Here is a 16,456-nt window from a genome sequence, read left to right on the forward strand (position 1 = left end):
CTCATCTCACCTCATATATCCAGATTGACAACATCCTTCGCATACTTCTGTATGAACGCTTTACGCGGTGCGACCTCGTCTCCCATGAGGATAGAGAACATCTCATCCGCAGCCACTGCATCTTCCATGCTCACCTGAAGTAATGTCCTTGTATCAGGGTTCATTGTGGTCTCCCACAACTGTTCAGGGTTCATCTCACCAAGACCTTTGTATCTCTGGATGCTGGTTCCTTTTTCACCGATCTCATCAAGTTTTGCCACCTTTTCCCTGTCGGAATAGACATAATAGTCTTTCTTTCCTTTCTTGATCTTGTACAGCGGGGGCTGGGCAATATAGACATAACCGGCATCTATAAGCGGGGTCATGTACCTGAAGAAGAATGTAAGTATCAGGGTCCTTATGTGAGCACCGTCAACATCAGCATCGGTCATGATGATGACCTTGTGGTATCGTGCCTTTTCAATGTTGTAGTCCTCTCCGATCCCGGTACCCATGGCGGTAATGAGCGAGAGGACCTCATTGTTCTTCAGGACCTTTGCAAGACGTGCCTTCTCCACATTGATGATCTTACCCCTGAACGGCAGGATCGCCTGGAACTTACGGTCACGTCCCTGCTTTGCAGAACCGCCTGCGGAATCTCCTTCTACAAGATAGATCTCACTTACTGTGGGGTCCTTCTCGGAACAGTCTGCAAGCTTGCCTGGAAGTGTGCTGACCTCAAGGGCGCTCTTCCTTCGGGTAAGCTCACGGGCTCTCTTGGCAGCCTCTCTTGCACGCCTGGCATCCAGTGCCTTCTGGAAGATAACTGTTGCAACCTTCGGGTTCTCTTCCATGTACTCGGCAAGTCCCTCCGAGACCATGGAATCCACGATACCCTTAAGCTCACTGTTACCGAGCTTGGTCTTTGTCTGACCTTCGAACTGTGGTTCTGTAAGCTTCACGCTGATAATGGCAGTAAGCCCTTCACGGATATCATCACCTGTGAGCTTTTCATCGCCTTTTACGATATTGTTCTTCTTGATATAGTCGTTGGCAACGCGTGTAAGTGCTGTCTTGAATCCGACAAGGTGTGTTCCACCTTCATGCGTGTTGATGTTGTTAGCAAAAGAATATACGTATTCGCCATAGCTGTCGGTGTACTGCATGGCGATCTCAACGATGGTACTATCTTTTTCACGCTCGAAATAGATAGGGTCCTTGTGCAGAGGTGTCCTGCTCATATTCAGGTGCTCGACAAAGGAGACTATACCTCCTTCATATTCGAACACATCCTGTTCCAGTTCCTCTTGTCTTGAGTCTGTGATTGTAATACGAATGCCTTTGTTCAGGAATGCAAGTTCCCTGAGCCTTGACACAAGGGTGCTGTAATCGAATTTGGTTGTCTCGAAGATCGCAGAATCCGGCATGAAAGTGCTCTTTGTCCCCGTGCCTTCTGCTTCACCGATCTCGGATACATCAGCCACCGGCGTACCGCGCTCATATCGCTGGTAATAGAGCTTACCGTCACGCTTCACCTCAACTTCCATCCACTCGGAAAGGGCGTTAACTACGGATACACCGACACCATGGAGACCACCGGATACCTTATAGTTGCTCTTGTCGAACTTACCACCTGCATGCAGTATTGTGAGTACGACCTCAAGAGCTGATTTCTTGTATTTCGGATGAGGACCCACAGGTATTCCACGACCGTTGTCCACAACAGTAACTGAACCATCCGAATTTATGGACACATCTATGGAATTACAAAACCCTGCAAGTGCTTCATCGATACTGTTGTCAACTATCTCATACACAAGGTGATGAAGTCCTCTGGTATCTACACTTCCAATATACATGCTGGGCCGCTTGCGTACCGCTTCTAACCCTTCAAGAACCTGAATGTGGGTCGCATCATAATCTTGCCTTTCACTCATCGCGATTTTCTCCATGTGATGTGGCTTTCACCCTTAAATAAGATCATTTATCCTGTAAATGATGTCTGCAGTTAAAAACACATAATGAATTAATTTATTTTGAATTTAGCAGATATTGATTTTATGATCTGAATAATCTGCACTTAGTATGCATTACATGTATATTAAAGGTATGATTAACACTGCCATTTACAGAAAGTCCGGATATCCGTATATACATAGAAGACCGCAATTCGAGCAATATCAAAATCAGAAATAGGAAGATTTGAACACAAAAAATACAGTTCATACGATAGAAACCATGGCAAAGGGTCAGGCTGTCTGCCTGAGGAGCTCAGTATCTGCCAGGCTCCAGACCACCTCACCGTTGAACTTGTAATTTACAGGTTCGATCGGCCTGGGAGACTTGAAGAACCACCCTTTGATGTTGCTTGAATAGTTCTCTTCCGGGTTTAAATGCCTGTTCCGGTCAAGTTTGAAATGGAAATCAGATTCATACTCCTTGCACTCTACGAGGTTCACGGTCCCGATTATCTTCCCGGTGGGGAGATCCTCAAGATGTTCGGCAGGAATGTTATAGTTCTCGCTCACCCACTTCAGGTCTTTCTTCCTGATCTGAGTCCTGCTTGCATATATCGCTATTGTGCCCCTGATACCTGTGTTCTTTGAACGCACCTCGATATCCTTCAGGCCACGTATGACCAGTGTTGCCCAGGGCTGCCTTATTGCAAGGACATGGATCTTCGGGTAAGGTAATGCATGTTCATCAACAAGGTCAATTCCACATTCAGTAAGAGTGGCCTGCTGATGTGTATCGGGTAAAAAACGATCAAAGTAGGAAGGATCTTTGGGAGTAACGACGACATCCCATTTACCAGGTACTCTTATGTCCACAGTTGTTGAAACCTGCTCATGAACCATCTTATTCACCATGTTGATGCATTACACTGCCACAGTTATTCTTTTTCAGCAGCCTGTCCTGATAGTTGTCAGGAAATATATTGAATGTATACTGAATATATACTTTATATTAAACCCCTCTTCTACTCGGTTTTATATATAATTTATGATTATCGGGAAGTAGAGACACCGACATAAGTAGAAGGACCAATGTGTCGTTCAAAAAGATATCTCCTTTTAGAGCATAACAGGAATAACTATCCGCAGGCATATACGGCAGACCTGCAATTCCAATAGTTAGGTATATTTAGATGGATGCATTTTAGAGTACAAGAATAGTTTATATACTAACAGGCTTATCAAAAGCGTCATAAAGCGCGATACATATCATTTTGATAATATTGTAAGGTGAATAAATGGCATTAGAAAACCCGAGAACACACTATACTTCACAGATCAACCCGGAAACGATCGGTGATGAGAAGGTCACCGTCTGCGGATGGGTACACGAAGTAAGGGACCTTGGAGGCATCTGTTTCCTGGTTGTCCGTGACCGTAGCGGAAGGGCACAGGTGACACTTGTCAAGAAGAAGATCGATAAGGAACTCTTCGATACTGCAAGAAAACTGGTACGTGAATCTGTTGTGGCCGTTACCGGTACTGCAAAGCCTGAAGACAAAGCTCCGAACGGATACGAGCTCATCCCTGAAGAGATCGTGCTTCTCAACGAGGCAGAATCACCACTCCCAATGGACACCACAGGAAAGGTCGATGCTGAACTTGACACACGTCTTGATTCAAGGTTCATTGACCTCAGGCGTGAGAGGACCACAGCTATCTTCAAGATCCGCCATGAGGTCCTCCGTTCAGTGAGGAACTTCCTTTCGAACGAGGGATTCATCGAGACATCCAGTCCTAAGGTCGTGGCAACAGCTACCGAGGGTGGTACATCACTCTTTCCTATCACATACTTCGACAGGGAAGCATTCCTGAACCAGAGCCCTCAGCTCTTCAAGCAGATCCTGATGTCAGGAGGACTTGACAGGGTATTCGAGATCGGCCCCATCTTCAGGGCAGAGGAGCACGACACCCGCAGGCACCTTAATGAAGCAACATCCATCGATATCGAGGCAAGCTTCGTGGACCACTTCGATGTAATGGAGATCCTCGAGAACATGATCGCTTATGTCTATGAGCAGGTAATCGAGAACGAAGCAGCTTCCCTTGAGGCTCTTGGTATCGAGCTTGAGGTCCCGAAGACACCATTCATGAAGGTACCATACAGCGAGGCTGTTGACATCGTCAATGCAAAGGGCGAGGAAATGCTCGAGTGGGGAGACGATCTTGGTACACAGGCAGAGCACACCATCGGTGAGCATGTGTTCAAAGAGACCGGCGAATCACACTACTTCATCACTGACTGGCCGACCGAGATCAAGCCGTTCTACGCTATGCCATACGAGAACGACCCGCTTATCTCCAAGTCATTCGACATGATGCACAGGACAATGGAGCTTTCCTCCGGTGCACAGCGTATCCACATCCATGACATGCTCAGGGACAGGATCGAGTCACAGGGCCTCAACCCTGACGGCTTCGAGTTCTACCTCCGTGCATTCAAGTACGGTATGCCACCACACGCAGGATGGGGTGTCGGCTGTGAGCGTCTTGTTATGACCATGCTCGGTGTCGAGAACATCCGTGACACTGTACTGTTCCCAAGGGACAGGAGGCGACTGTCACCTTAATGGTGGCATCGTCCATCATTTCTTTTTCAAAAGAAGGGAATAAAGATGAAAGAAAGAAATGCAAGTGCATCCAGTGCTGAAAAGCAGGCAGCAGGAATTGCAGCTGCAAAACTTGTGGAAGACGGTATGGTGATCGGTCTTGGTACAGGTTCAACCACAGCCTTTGCTATTGCAGAGGTCGGAAGACGTGTACGTGAAGAACACCTGGACGTTCTCGCTGTCGTCACATCCTATCAGGCCGAAATGCTTGCCATTGAAGCCGGCGTACCGCTGACAAGCCTTGCAGAGCACCCTGTGCTCGACCTTGCCATCGATGGTGCAGACCAGGTAGACGCTAACATGAACGTCATAAAGGGCGGCGGTGCAGCACACACCCGCGAGAAGGTCGTGGCAAATTCAGCGATCCGTTTCGTTGTGGTCGCTGACGATTCCAAGATGAGTGAAGAGCTTGATCACTTCGTGCCTGTGGAAGTCCTTCCATACGCAAGGGAGCTTGTGAAAAAGCAGATGATCGAACTTGGCGGTGTCCCTGTATTGAGAATGGCATCCAGAAAGGACGGTCCTGTCATCACAGACAACGGCAATGTCATCATGGATGTTGAGTTCGGGACAATCGAGGACCCTGCAGAGCTCTACCAGAGGCTTTCCGCATGCGTGGGCGTTGTAGAGCACGGAATTTTCCTGAACACGGACATGGTCTATGTTGGCAGGAAAGACGGCACTGTTGAGATTATCAAGTAATTTCAACCTACAATCCAGTTAAACAAAAACAGTTAGAAAGATCTGCAATATCATTGGATCGATAAGCAGGTCTTTTCTACGCTTTTTTTACATCTCATTTTTATACCCGGGAAGATACATCGTTTCTGTTGATGTTATCCTGTATCCGAGGATCCCGGAATCTGTTGCACCAATATCTTCTAGCTCTTCTTTTGAAAGACCAGTAGTGTTGAATTCAACCTGACCGCTGACCTCTACCCATGAAGTTCCATTTATGACTCTACCAACATCTACGCTGATGTTGTCGGAAAACAACATTTTAGATAAGTTATCATTTAGCACCGGTTCAACCGAGTTTACGAATACCCCTTCATTCCCGGGATTATACAGTATGATGTCATAACCAAGAACATATGTGCTATTATTCTCACCTCCGGAACCAAAAATGGTAGCCTCCGGGATTTGCATACCTTCAGGAGTCTCATCGACAGTCGCCATATCATTGATGCTATATCCAATCGCTATTCCTAAAAAAAGTATAACCAGGCCATATACAATTGCTTTATCCATTTATCAAAGACCCCCACCATCAACAATCAGACTATGTGGAAATCCATCTTTTCTTTTCATATTCTCACTTCATTTCATATACTATAGAAGTTTAATCAGAAAAGTTTCAGACCAAATTGAGAAAAATTTGATCGTACCTTTCGTTGTAGGGTTTAGCTGTTGTTGCTAAACATTGCTGAACTCCCACATTACAAGAAAGTAGCATGTGTTTTATAAATATTATGGCTAATATTTGTAAAAGTTACTAAATTCAATTGCAACATTGTATAAAATTTAAATCGACATTGCTATTGCAATTCCGAAAAAAGTATAAAGAGAATCTTTGTGCAAGGAAATACAGAAATCAAAAAAGAAGTGAAATTTAAGAAATTGATACACAACCTTGATGAGATCTCAAGGCCATGCATTTAGTTTAGTTGGGAATTCTGCAGAGCTAAAGGTCACTCGTCCACCCTTGTAGGACAGGCACACATCTCAAGAAGTGCTTCCTCACTGGTCTGTGAACCACGTCCGATGAGGATATCCCCTTCCCTGACCATTGTCCTCGGTACAGGAGTATAGACCCAGCGTTCAGCACGCTTGATGGCCATTATGTGAATACCGGTCTCGGTCTCAAGTTTCAGTTCCCTGAGGCTTTTACCGATGATCGGTGAGCAGCCGTCAACCTGCATCTTGATCATGACCTCATCGGATTCACGTACAGCGATGGTGATGATCGGGTGAAGGTCGATGTCACGGAGGACGATGTCTGCGATCCCATATGCGGCGTCGGAGATGAACTCGGATGCATTGGCAAGGTGGAGCAGGCCGCGAAGCTCGTTCACATCAGGAACGTGTTTGGCAGTCTCAAGGACCCAGTGCTGGAGATCGGATTTCTTTTTGTCCATCTCGGACTCAAGAGCTCTTACCTCTTCAGCGATATCCATATTGTCAAAGAGCAGGGATGCATATGCAAGTCCCACGGACAGCTCTGCGGTGTTCTTCATGTCAACGATCAGGTCAACTGCCCTTTCAAGGTCCCTTAAGGTACTCACATGCTCATACTTGCGTGGGACATAGTTCTTCATGGTCGCAAGTTCGACAAGAAGAGGCACACCTTCGTCATGACCTCTTGCAAAGATCACATCGTTGGCACGGATACGGGTGTCGTGATGCGGGTCATAGATCCAGTCCTTGCTCCTGCGGATGGCGATGACCCACATACCGGTCTCGACCTCAAGTTCAAGGTCCCCGAGGGTCCTTCCGCACATCTCGGAATTCTCATTGACCGTGGCCCTTACAATGGTCTCTTCGGCTTCCCGGAGAGCGAGTTTGAGCTCAAGAGGAATGCCGATGTCCATCTCTACGATCTTTGCGATATCGCCGGCTGCGTTGGCGATGGTCTCAGCGGATGCTGCCACCTGGAGGACACCTACCATGTCCTCAGCCTCGTCAATGCGGCGTGTGCTCAACATTGCTGCCATTTTCATGTGGTAGTGAAGGGTATCCATCTTATCTTCAAGATGAAGCACTTCCTCAGCAATGTCCTCGTCATCATATACCATTGCAGAATAAGCAAGATCGACCATAAGTTCCGAGGTGTCCTTCATTTCAATGAGAAGGTCTTTGAGGTTCCTCGGAATATACTTGATTTCTTTAGGACTCATGTTAGTAATACCAATTTAGTAGCTATGACATTTAAATTATTTATATATAATCGTTTATCATGAAGTTCTTTCAGATGATATTCATAAGATGCAATGTTGTGAAGATGGCGGTAATACCCACCACATCCCCCAATGTTGCGATGATGGGGATTACTGTATCATCGGGATCGATACCGAATCTGTGAGATGCGAACGCTATTGCTATGGTAGCTGAGAACACAGTTATCAGTTCGAATATTGTGGAGATGATGCATATGGTAAAGATCGTGAAAAAACTGAAACCGCCCTCTCCGAAGCAGCATATCGCCCATGCAATGATGCTCAGGAACACCGAAGCCGACATTCCGACGATGAGTGCTGCAATGACGCTGTTCTTGACGACGGGGTTCTTCTGAATATGCGTGGTACCGATACCCATATGGAACGCCGATGCCAGCCTTGCTCCCAGCATGCTACCGGTATCGCCGCCGATCTTGATCAGAGCGGGTATGAGCAGCAGTATGGTCGGGATGGCTACGAGATTATCAAGCTGGGAGTTCATCATCTGTCCCGCAGTAAGCCCGAGCAGTGATGTGAGCAGAAGGATAGGAAATCCCCTGCGGACGATGTTCTCAACGGTATAGTATGTCATAACATCAGCACCACCTTTGCAGACAACAGCAGCATATACATGGATACGATGTCACCAATAGTGGCAATTGCAGGCGTTACAACATTGTCAGGATCAAATCCGAACCTGAACATACCCAGTGCAAGGAACACAGCGATAACAGAAAGGATAAGCCCTGAGGACACACCTGCCATCACAGCGATCATCGTAAGGGAGAACACACCCGCACTTTCAAGCCCCATCAGCGCTGTCATGCCATGCCCCAGGACACCAAGGACCACCGACAGCATAAAGCTCAGCAAAAGCGACCCCATGATATTGTTAGTAAGCTCAGGATTGTTCTCGATCTTAGTAATAAGACCCATATGTATAGCACTACCAAGACGGGATCCAAGAGTACACGAAATGTTCCCACGCATCCCAAGAACCGCCGGATAAATGACGATCAGCCCCGGAATAAGCTCAAGCTCCTCCGTCATCCCTGTAAGTATAAGCCCGGCCACAGCTCCTCCTAACGTAGCAATAAGCTGGAACGGCAATGCCTCCTTCACAATAGACCGAATACTGGCATAATCTCCCAGGTATTCCTCTTCTATTTCAACATCGTCGTCCTCTTCAGCATGGGAGCTGTGTGACATGAGGGTGGTATTTGTATTATTAGTATTAAATGATTTGTGAGAAGGTTTGGGAATTGATTGACTGATTTTTGGAGGTTCGAATTATATAGATCGCTTATATGGTCGGGGTAATAGGTATCCTAGAAAATAGATACTCAGATTTTTATGAAGTCTATGACATTATGTGGTTCAATTTTTACTCATCGAACATTAAGTCAGGGATATAGGTATCACAAAAAACATAACTCTTATAAGTTATGCTATGAGTGGTAGTTAAATGAAATACCTTTTGAACTTTTAAGAATAGTTGTTGCTGTCAAGCTCTCCGGCTTGAATCTATCCTTGATTCAAAATCGTATTTATCAGGAATGGTTTTGAGAACTCATTCCAGTACTTGTAGGCTACTCCACCTTCAACGCCCATAATTTCCTTGATGGACTTTGCCTTTTTCAGCTTATTGAAGTCGTCTGTGAAATCATAGTCAATTTCAGTATACCTTTGTTTGAGGTAATCAAGAACTACAAGAGATTTGTCAAACTTAGCCTCGATGAAGTTCTTTGCTATTTTGACCCTTGCATTCTCATCTTCAAAAGCGTGATACTGAGCAAACCTTGTCTTGCGGAAAGTATTTATTGCAAAAAGCAGAATGACTGATTAGTCAGTTATTTGATGAGGGTGAAAAAATACAGATTAAGAAAAGGAAAACATTGTAAATTATAGGAAGATTAACATGAAAGCAAAATATGATGGATACTCATTTGAGTTGAATGAAAAAGTGACAAGAACAAAGGTAGAATTTCACAACCGCTACGGCATTAAGCTGGTGGGGGACCTTTACATGCCGAAAAATGCAACAGGTAAAATACCAGCAATTGCAGTAGCGGGTCCTTTTGGTGCAGTGAAAGAACAGGCTGCCGGACTTTATGCGGACGAGATGGCATGCAGAGGATTTGCAGCGTTAGCATTTGACCCTTCTTTTATTGGTGAAAGTGGCGGAGATGTTAGAAATGTTGCATCCCCTGATATCAATACAGAAGATTTTTCAGCAGCAGTAGATTTTCTTTCCGTTCAAGACTATGTGGATGCAGAAAAAATCGGTCTAATCGGAATCTGCGGATTTGGTGGAATGGCATTAAATGCAGCTGCCATGGATACCAGAATCAAGGTGACCGTAGCTTCAACAATGTACGATATGACACGCGTCACTGCGAATGGCTATTTTGATTCTACAAATAATGCAGATGCACGTTTTGAAGCTAAAAAAGCTTTGAATGCACAGAGAACCGAAGACTATAAGAATGGAACTTATCAGAGAGCAGGCGGAGTTGTGAATGAATTGCCAGACGATGCCCCATCCTTTGTAAAAGATTATTTTGATTATTACAAGACAGAGCGAGGATACACAGAACGTTCCTTAAATTCGAACGATGGATGGAATACAACATCTTCTCTTTCTTTCATCAATATGCCAATCTTAAAGTACAGCGATGAAATTAGAAGTGCAGTACTTGTCATGCATGGTGAGAAAGCGCATTCCTGCTATTTCAGTAAGGATGCATTTGCAAAGCTTACTGGTGACAACAAAGAACTTTTAATAATTCCAGATGCTGTCCATACAGATTTGTATGATCAAAAAGACATTATTCCTTTTGATAAGGTTGAAGAATTTTTGAATCAAAATATGTAATAACAAAAAGGATGAATTAATGAACGATTTGGTTCTGTAGAAAAACTCGATATTTGGTCAGTTTTTGATATCTTTTCTACAGATCCAACTATTTTATTTTTCATAACCCGGATAAAGTATACTTTGACAATAATCAGATCGAATGGTTTGAATTATATTATTGTAACAAAATCAATCACCGGGGAAACATTTCCGGCGTTTTCCATACCATAAATAAGAATTGGAGGTCACATAATGCAAAAAGGAAAATTGGGTTTTGGTCTCATGCGTTTACCAGTAATTGATAATAATCAGGAAAATATTGATATTGAAAAACTGAAAGAAATGGTAGATGCTTTTTTAGAGGGTGGTTTTCGCTATTTTGATACGAGCCATGTTTATCATGGTGGAGCAAGTCAGTCAGCCATTAAAATGGCTTTGACAGACCGCTATTCCCGAGATAAATATTTACTTGCTACGAAGCTGCCGGATTTCCATATCACAGCGGAAGAACAGGTGGAACAGATCTTTGCCGAACAGCTTAAGCAGTGTGGTGTGGATTACTTTGATTATTACTTAATTCACAACGTCAATGAATTGTTATATGAAGAACCGGTCACGAAGTTCCATATGTTTGAACATGAGTTAGAGTGGAAGAAACAAGGAAAGATTAAGAATCTTGGCCTATCTTTCCATGATTCTGCAGAGGTACTTGACCGGATACTCAGCGAACATCCAGAGGTGGATTTTGTGCAGATCGTTGTAAATTATTATGATTGGGAGTCTACTTTTATTCAATCGAGAAAATGTTATGAAACCATACGGAAACATGGAAAAGAGCTTGTTATTATGCAGCCTGTAAAAGCTGGAACATTGGCAAAGGTCCCAGATGAAATTTTGAACAAAATGATGTCTTATAGACCAAAGATATCTCCTGCCGCATGGGCATTGACATTTGTGAATCAGCTGGAAGGTGTGATTGCGACACTGAGTGGAATGTCTAATATTGATCAAATCGGGGATAATGTAAAAGCAATGCAGCAAATCATTCCTCTTTCAGAGGAGGAAAGAATGGTCATTGCAGATGCAGTGCTTTCTTATAAAAAAAATTGGAAATATGCCAGTGAGCACTGGAAAAAGTTGGACGAAGCCTGTCCAAAACATATCCCAATCTCATCCGTTATTGCAAACTATAACAGTGTTCTCATGCAGCCGAATCCTTTTGGTGGCGCTGAACTCAATTATTATGGAAATGCAATGAAGAGAGTATGTTCCCCTGCAGAATGTAATCATTGTGGCAAATGCAGCAAAATAGAAAAAGCATTTGATGTAGAAGCTGTTCTTGAAGAAGCTGCAAAGTATCTGACAGATCATGCATTTTCAGAATCCCATCCAGCTTATGAATGGGAGAAGCCTGCAGATCATGATTCCCATTGTTTATGACAATCATATCGCTTGCGAAGCGTGCAATTTATGATTAGATCTGGAGGAAAAGGACAGGGGTAAATCCTGTTCATACCATATTTTATCTAAATTTCTAATTTGTATATCGTTCTTAGTCTCCTGAGTCTATCCTTTAGACTGTTGCTTTAGAGTTGTCTCTTTGTCGCCTGAAATTGTCGCTTAATTTCCATAGAAAAACGACACCCAAAACGACAAAAAATGACAAAAAACGACAGGAAATCAGCCATTTGCAACAAGTTTTTTCCATTGATTCAAGCGTTCTCTAACATGTGCGTTAAGAGTAAAAGGCTTATCTTTCTCCGCATTTTTCTTCATATAATGCAACGTACCCTTAGAGAATCCCATTTTCTTCCATTCAGAATAAGAAATATCAATTATCTTCTTCCTCAACAGACCATCATCTGAGTGATTTAGATACCCATAGAGAGGAGATCGTTGTAGGTTGACATAAACCCATACCCCTAAACATCCAAGAGGCTGAATGAGCCCATATATCAACTCACAGACATATCAAGATTTACAATATCATTTAGACTGATATCTGGTCTGAGATAGCATCTTACTCGAAAAAGATTTTGTAATTAAAAGTAATGGCTTGATGAGAAATTTTAGTATTAAATTATTTGTAAGAGTGAAGTTCTGTGAGTGGAAAAAGGAAGTGGATCATTAACATCTCTTCCTCATTAGCAGATGAACTCCAGCCAATATCAGGACCAAAGATGCTGCTGAGATCCATGGTATTCCCCTGTCTTCTAGTTGTGTCTCCTCATCTTCGACTGACGAAGCATTCTCCTCCAGTGTTTTTACACTGTCTTGTATGGATATAGTTTCAGCTTCATAAACATGGTATCAACCAAAACTTGCTTTGATATTCGATACATTTTTATTGAATATTATTTAATGAGTATATTGTAAAATTTGCAAGCAATGCAAGTTGAACCAACTTGAAAAGGAGAGAATAATAATGGTAGCTGTAGTTAACAGAGACGAATGCGTAGGATGCGGAGTATGTGTAGATGACTGCCCTGCTGAAGCAATTTCAATGGACGGCGAGAACATCGCTGTAGTAGATGCAGACAAATGTACCGAATGTGGTATCTGTGTGGACTCCTGTCCATCAGAAGCAATTTCAATGGAATAAACAGATTTATTCCATTTATCTTTCTATTTTTCATATTCAATAATAACCTGATTTTCTGTTTTCCATTCACCTGTAATTGACCTGCATCAATTCATCGGTCTTGCTTATACTGATGATATTTCATAAACTGTTAACAGCGATTGGTCCGGTTCTTAGATCCCTATTCTGAATTGAACGAAGGAACATATCCCAAACTTTTAATCTCTGTTTAACCTAATTTAATCCAACCGAATCGAATCAAATCAAATCAAATCTAAAAATATAACAATTGAACCATTTACTCTAAAAAAGAGGAAGATAATAATGAACATTTCAATACGTCCGGAAGCTGAAAGCGACTTTAGAATTGTGGAAAATATGACAAGGGAAGCATTCTGGGACCTGTATAAGCCGGGATGTGTTGAACATCTTGTTTTGCACAACATGAGAGGATCACCTGATTTTGTGAAGGAACTGGATTATGTTGCATGTGACGGGGACGAGATCGTAGGCAACATTGTCTATACAAAAGCAAAAGTAATCAATGACGAGAACGAGGAATTTGAAGTCCTGTGCATGGGACCGATAGGAGTATTGCCTTCATATCAAAAAAAGGGGATCGGCTCATTGTTAATGAACCACTCGATCGAAAAAGCAAGGAAATTGGGCTATAAAGCCGTATTCATTTTTGGGAATCCGGAATACTATAGCAGGTTCGGTTTCACAAATGCCCGAGAATACAAAGTTCAGACATCTACCGGTGAGAACTTCGATGCTTTCATGGCACTGGAACTCTACAAAGGAAGCCTGAGTGAGATATCAGGTAAATTTTTCGCATCAGATTCCTTTGAGGTCACTGAGGAAGAGGTCGAAGAATTCGAAAAGGAGTTTCCGTATAAAGAGAAACATGTTACGGACACTCAATTGTTTGGTGAATGACTTCAATGCACAGGCTTGAGATCCATATCAGGATCGTTCGTTCAGTTTGCAGGGGATTTCCACAGGACAAAAATATGATCACTCATAGAACATAGGTATAGTAAAGGCAAAATTACTGCCTTTTCCTACTTCTGACTCAACCCAGATCCGGCCACCATGCATTTCGACGAAATGTTTGACAATAGCAAGTCCAAGCCCGGTTCCCGGCTGCTCCCTGGATTCAAATTTACCAAGCTGATTAAAAGGCTGGAATAATTTGCTCTGGTCTTCTTTTGATATTCCTATACCCGTGTCCGTAACACTGACCTGCACCTCGTTTCCTACAAGCTGGACACTAACTGAGATAAAACCATTTTCAGGTGTGAACTTGATGGCATTGCTCACCAGGTTGAAAAGGATCTGCTTGAACCTTGTTCTGTCAACTCTTATATTTTTCAGATCTTCAGAAACATCATACAGAATACCAATGTTCTTGTCTGAAGATTGAGGAGCCAATCCGGCCTTTACCTCATATATTACATCAGAAACAGGGAACTCCTCTATGTGAAGTTCCATCTTTCCGGATTCTACTTTTGAAATATCAAGGATATCGTTAATAAGTTCCAGCAGATGTTTACCACTTTTAGAGATATTGTCTGTATATCTGAATTGCTTTTCATTAAGCGGACCAAAAGATTCTGTCAATAGTATGTCTGAAAACCCTATTACTGAATTTAGGGGAGTTCTCAGCTCATGGCTCATACTGGCAAGGAACTCGCTCTTGGACCTATTGGCTGACTCTGCTTCCATTTTAGCATTAACAAGTTCCGCCTCTGCTTTTTTGCGGTCAGTGATGTCGTGAACTATCGAGAAAAGGAGCTTTTTATCATTGATTATTATTGGACAACTATATACCTCAACACTGCGCATTTTCCCGCTGGACAAACGGTGGATGAAGACAAATTGATTTTTCTTTTCAATTCTTGCATTTTCCATCTCTTCGAAAACCTGCTCTTTTGACAACATGTTAATATCAGTTATCTTCATGTGCATGAACTCCTCTCTGCTATAGCTATAATAAGAGCATGCAGAAGGGTTTGCATCCACTATGTTTCCGGAGTCAGGGTCGATCAGGAGCATCACAGCGCTGTTATCCTGGAACAGGGCACGATATTTCCCCTCACTTTCCTGAAGCATTATCTCTGTTCTTTTTCTTTTACTAATATCCCGGGCTGTACTGAGTATGGCTTTTTTGCCTGCATATTCAATTACCTTTGCACTGGTCTCGGTTGGAATAGTTGTGCCATTCTTTCGAACATGTACTATCTCGAATATGGCATTTCCTTTATTCAGCAGTTCATTTATTCTTCCTGCAAGTTTATCTATATCTTCTTTGGAGATGATATCCCGGGCCTTTAGCCCCATCATTTCTTCATGAGAGTAACCTAAATTCTCACATGTTACCCCGTTAACCTCAAGGAAATTGCCTTCAAGGTCATTGATAAATATGCTATCATTAGCACTCTCGAACAGATTCCTGAACTTCTGCTCTGATTCTTTCAGCAATATCTCATGTTCCTGACGTTCAGTGATGTCACGGGCTATTACCAGAATAGCCGGGTTATTCTGGTAATCTATTAAACGTAAACTTGCTTCATACGGGAATTCAGAACCATCCTTTCTGATGGCGATCGCTTGAAAATACGAATACATTCCATCTGCCAGATCGTCACTTATACCGGCAATTCGTGATCTGCAATCATCAGTGGTAAGATCCGGGATAGACATCTGAAGCAGTTCATCCCTGCTATAACCAAGATATAAGGACGCTCTTTGGTTGACTTCTAAGATATTAAAATCGAGATCCTGTATAAATATAGCATCGAGAGTATTGTTGAATATAGCATTGAACTTTCGTTCAGACTCTTCAAGACGCTTTTCAGTCAATTTGCTTTCAGTAACATCTTCTATCTGAACCACGAAATACAATATTTCTTCATATTGATTTCTGAAAGGATAGACGACCAGCTTTGCCCATATTAAGCCACCACTCTTGTGGACATATCTGTTATCAGTTCTATAAACATCAAGGTCTCCGACCAGGATCCTATTCAAGCCACAGATATTCCTTTCAAGATCATGCGGATGTGTTACTTTTTCGAGATCCGATCCTAATATATCTGATTCAGAGTAGCCAAGCATTTTACAAAAAAAGGGATTGACATTGAGCCATTTTCCTTTCGGGCTTAAAAAAGCCACACCTATGGGACTATGTTCAAAAAACTCTAATGATATACATCCATCTTTGGAAAAAGGATCATTATCGATATTATATTCAATATCACAATTCACCAAAACACCACTGATCAGATTTGTATTAGTAAAATACTATCATTAATACAAAACATTTCCTCTTATTGGATCATACCTGGATATATAAGGTATTTTAAAAATTATTAAAATGTCTTGGCAAGGATATCTGCACATTTTCACAGAGGTTTCTATTGCTCACACAAAAAGTTATCATTTTTTATGATATATATATAAACAAAATTATTTTA

The 16,456-nt window shown here is 42.6% G+C and carries 14 protein-coding genes; 6 read left to right on the forward strand and 8 right to left on the reverse strand.

Annotated features, from left to right (window positions below; genetic code table 11):
• Positions 1 to 11 precede the first annotated feature (11 nt).
• On the reverse strand, positions 12 to 1,916 hold the full coding sequence (gyrB, locus tag ACR3I3_RS09310; protein ID WP_440951982.1) for a DNA topoisomerase (ATP-hydrolyzing) subunit B: 1,905 nt from the start codon (positions 1,914 to 1,916) through the stop codon (positions 12 to 14).
• A 312-nt stretch (positions 1,917 to 2,228) separates the two neighbouring features.
• Positions 2,229 to 2,837: an ASCH domain-containing protein gene (locus tag ACR3I3_RS09315; protein WP_440951983.1), complete on the reverse strand. Its 609-nt coding sequence runs from the start codon at positions 2,835 to 2,837 to the stop codon at positions 2,229 to 2,231.
• 395 nt (positions 2,838 to 3,232) lie between these two features.
• On the opposite strand from ACR3I3_RS09315, the gene aspS reads away from it, so the two are divergent.
• Positions 3,233 to 4,564 carry an aspartate--tRNA(Asn) ligase gene (aspS, locus tag ACR3I3_RS09320; protein WP_440951984.1) on the forward strand — a complete coding sequence of 444 codons (1,332 nt, stop codon included), beginning with the start codon at positions 3,233 to 3,235 and terminating at the stop codon, positions 4,562 to 4,564.
• A gap of 45 nt (positions 4,565 to 4,609) precedes the next feature.
• Complete coding sequence (gene rpiA, locus ACR3I3_RS09325) at positions 4,610 to 5,305, forward strand: ribose 5-phosphate isomerase A (protein ID WP_440951985.1); 696 nt, start codon at positions 4,610 to 4,612, stop codon at positions 5,303 to 5,305.
• A gap of 87 nt (positions 5,306 to 5,392) precedes the next feature.
• On the opposite strand, the gene ACR3I3_RS09330 is transcribed toward rpiA, so the two are convergent.
• The 5 genes from ACR3I3_RS09330 to ACR3I3_RS09350 form a co-directional block, all read right to left on the reverse strand.
• Positions 5,393 to 5,854: a hypothetical protein gene (locus tag ACR3I3_RS09330; protein WP_440951986.1), complete on the reverse strand. Its 462-nt coding sequence runs from the start codon at positions 5,852 to 5,854 to the stop codon at positions 5,393 to 5,395.
• A 440-nt stretch (positions 5,855 to 6,294) separates the two neighbouring features.
• Positions 6,295 to 7,500, reverse strand: coding sequence for a potassium channel family protein (locus tag ACR3I3_RS09335; RefSeq protein WP_440951987.1), 1,206 nt, complete (start codon positions 7,498 to 7,500; stop codon positions 6,295 to 6,297).
• A gap of 70 nt (positions 7,501 to 7,570) precedes the next feature.
• A complete protein-coding gene (locus ACR3I3_RS09340; RefSeq protein ID WP_440951988.1) occupies positions 7,571 to 8,131 on the reverse strand; it encodes a magnesium transporter in 561 nt (186 codons plus the stop codon).
• The gene (locus ACR3I3_RS09345; protein ID WP_440951989.1) at positions 8,128 to 8,748 is read right to left on the reverse strand and encodes a magnesium transporter; all 621 of its coding nucleotides are present in this window, start codon (positions 8,746 to 8,748) and stop codon (positions 8,128 to 8,130) included. Before ACR3I3_RS09345 ends, ACR3I3_RS09340 begins: the two co-directional genes overlap by 4 nt.
• Positions 8,749 to 9,063: 315 nt before the next feature.
• Positions 9,064 to 9,375 (reverse strand): CRISPR-associated endonuclease Cas1, encoded by a 312-nt coding sequence (locus ACR3I3_RS09350; RefSeq protein WP_440953783.1) that lies wholly within the window; start codon positions 9,373 to 9,375, stop codon positions 9,064 to 9,066.
• A gap of 82 nt (positions 9,376 to 9,457) precedes the next feature.
• On the opposite strand from ACR3I3_RS09350, the gene ACR3I3_RS09355 reads away from it, so the two are divergent.
• The 4 genes from ACR3I3_RS09355 (at position 9,458) to ACR3I3_RS09370 (ending at position 13,916) form a co-directional block, all read left to right on the forward strand.
• Positions 9,458 to 10,414 (forward strand): alpha/beta hydrolase, encoded by a 957-nt coding sequence (locus tag ACR3I3_RS09355; RefSeq protein WP_440951990.1) that lies wholly within the window; start codon positions 9,458 to 9,460, stop codon positions 10,412 to 10,414.
• Between the two features lie 234 nt (positions 10,415 to 10,648).
• On the forward strand, positions 10,649 to 11,836 hold the full coding sequence (locus ACR3I3_RS09360) for an aldo/keto reductase (RefSeq protein WP_440951991.1): 1,188 nt from the start codon (positions 10,649 to 10,651) through the stop codon (positions 11,834 to 11,836).
• Positions 11,837 to 12,821: 985 nt separating this feature from the next.
• Positions 12,822 to 12,998: a 4Fe-4S binding protein gene (locus ACR3I3_RS09365; protein ID WP_440951992.1), complete on the forward strand. Its 177-nt coding sequence runs from the start codon at positions 12,822 to 12,824 to the stop codon at positions 12,996 to 12,998.
• A gap of 303 nt (positions 12,999 to 13,301) precedes the next feature.
• A complete protein-coding gene (locus ACR3I3_RS09370) occupies positions 13,302 to 13,916 on the forward strand; it encodes a GNAT family N-acetyltransferase (RefSeq protein ID WP_440951993.1) in 615 nt (204 codons plus the stop codon).
• Positions 13,917 to 13,994: 78 nt separating this feature from the next.
• On the opposite strand, the gene ACR3I3_RS09375 is transcribed toward ACR3I3_RS09370, so the two are convergent.
• A complete protein-coding gene (locus ACR3I3_RS09375) occupies positions 13,995 to 16,247 on the reverse strand; it encodes a PAS domain S-box protein (protein ID WP_440951994.1) in 2,253 nt (750 codons plus the stop codon).
• Positions 16,248 to 16,456 lie beyond the last annotated feature (209 nt).

Source organism: Methanococcoides mangrovi, assembly GCF_052057775.1.
GTDB lineage: Archaea > Halobacteriota > Methanosarcinia > Methanosarcinales > Methanosarcinaceae > Methanococcoides.

What these genes read in the sequence shown, in the direction of transcription:
- ACR3I3_RS09315 (WP_440951983.1), bottom strand. Translation starts at nt 2,837, where the DNA reads ATGGTTCATGAGCAGGTTTCAACAACTGTGGACATAAGAGTACCTGGT.
- rpiA (WP_440951985.1), top strand. Translation starts at nt 4,610, where the DNA reads ATGAAAGAAAGAAATGCAAGTGCATCCAGTGCTGAAAAGCAGGCAGCA.
- gyrB (WP_440951982.1), bottom strand. Translation starts at nt 1,916, where the DNA reads ATGAGTGAAAGGCAAGATTATGATGCGACCCACATTCAGGTTCTTGAA.
- aspS (WP_440951984.1), top strand. Translation starts at nt 3,233, where the DNA reads ATGGCATTAGAAAACCCGAGAACACACTATACTTCACAGATCAACCCG.
- ACR3I3_RS09365 (WP_440951992.1), top strand. Translation starts at nt 12,822, where the DNA reads ATGGTAGCTGTAGTTAACAGAGACGAATGCGTAGGATGCGGAGTATGT.
- ACR3I3_RS09360 (WP_440951991.1), top strand. Translation starts at nt 10,649, where the DNA reads ATGCAAAAAGGAAAATTGGGTTTTGGTCTCATGCGTTTACCAGTAATT.
- ACR3I3_RS09370 (WP_440951993.1), top strand. Translation starts at nt 13,302, where the DNA reads ATGAACATTTCAATACGTCCGGAAGCTGAAAGCGACTTTAGAATTGTG.
- ACR3I3_RS09345 (WP_440951989.1), bottom strand. Translation starts at nt 8,748, where the DNA reads ATGTCACACAGCTCCCATGCTGAAGAGGACGACGATGTTGAAATAGAA.
- ACR3I3_RS09335 (WP_440951987.1), bottom strand. Translation starts at nt 7,500, where the DNA reads ATGAGTCCTAAAGAAATCAAGTATATTCCGAGGAACCTCAAAGACCTT.
- ACR3I3_RS09330 (WP_440951986.1), bottom strand. Translation starts at nt 5,854, where the DNA reads ATGGATAAAGCAATTGTATATGGCCTGGTTATACTTTTTTTAGGAATA.
- ACR3I3_RS09355 (WP_440951990.1), top strand. Translation starts at nt 9,458, where the DNA reads ATGAAAGCAAAATATGATGGATACTCATTTGAGTTGAATGAAAAAGTG.
- ACR3I3_RS09340 (WP_440951988.1), bottom strand. Translation starts at nt 8,131, where the DNA reads ATGACATACTATACCGTTGAGAACATCGTCCGCAGGGGATTTCCTATC.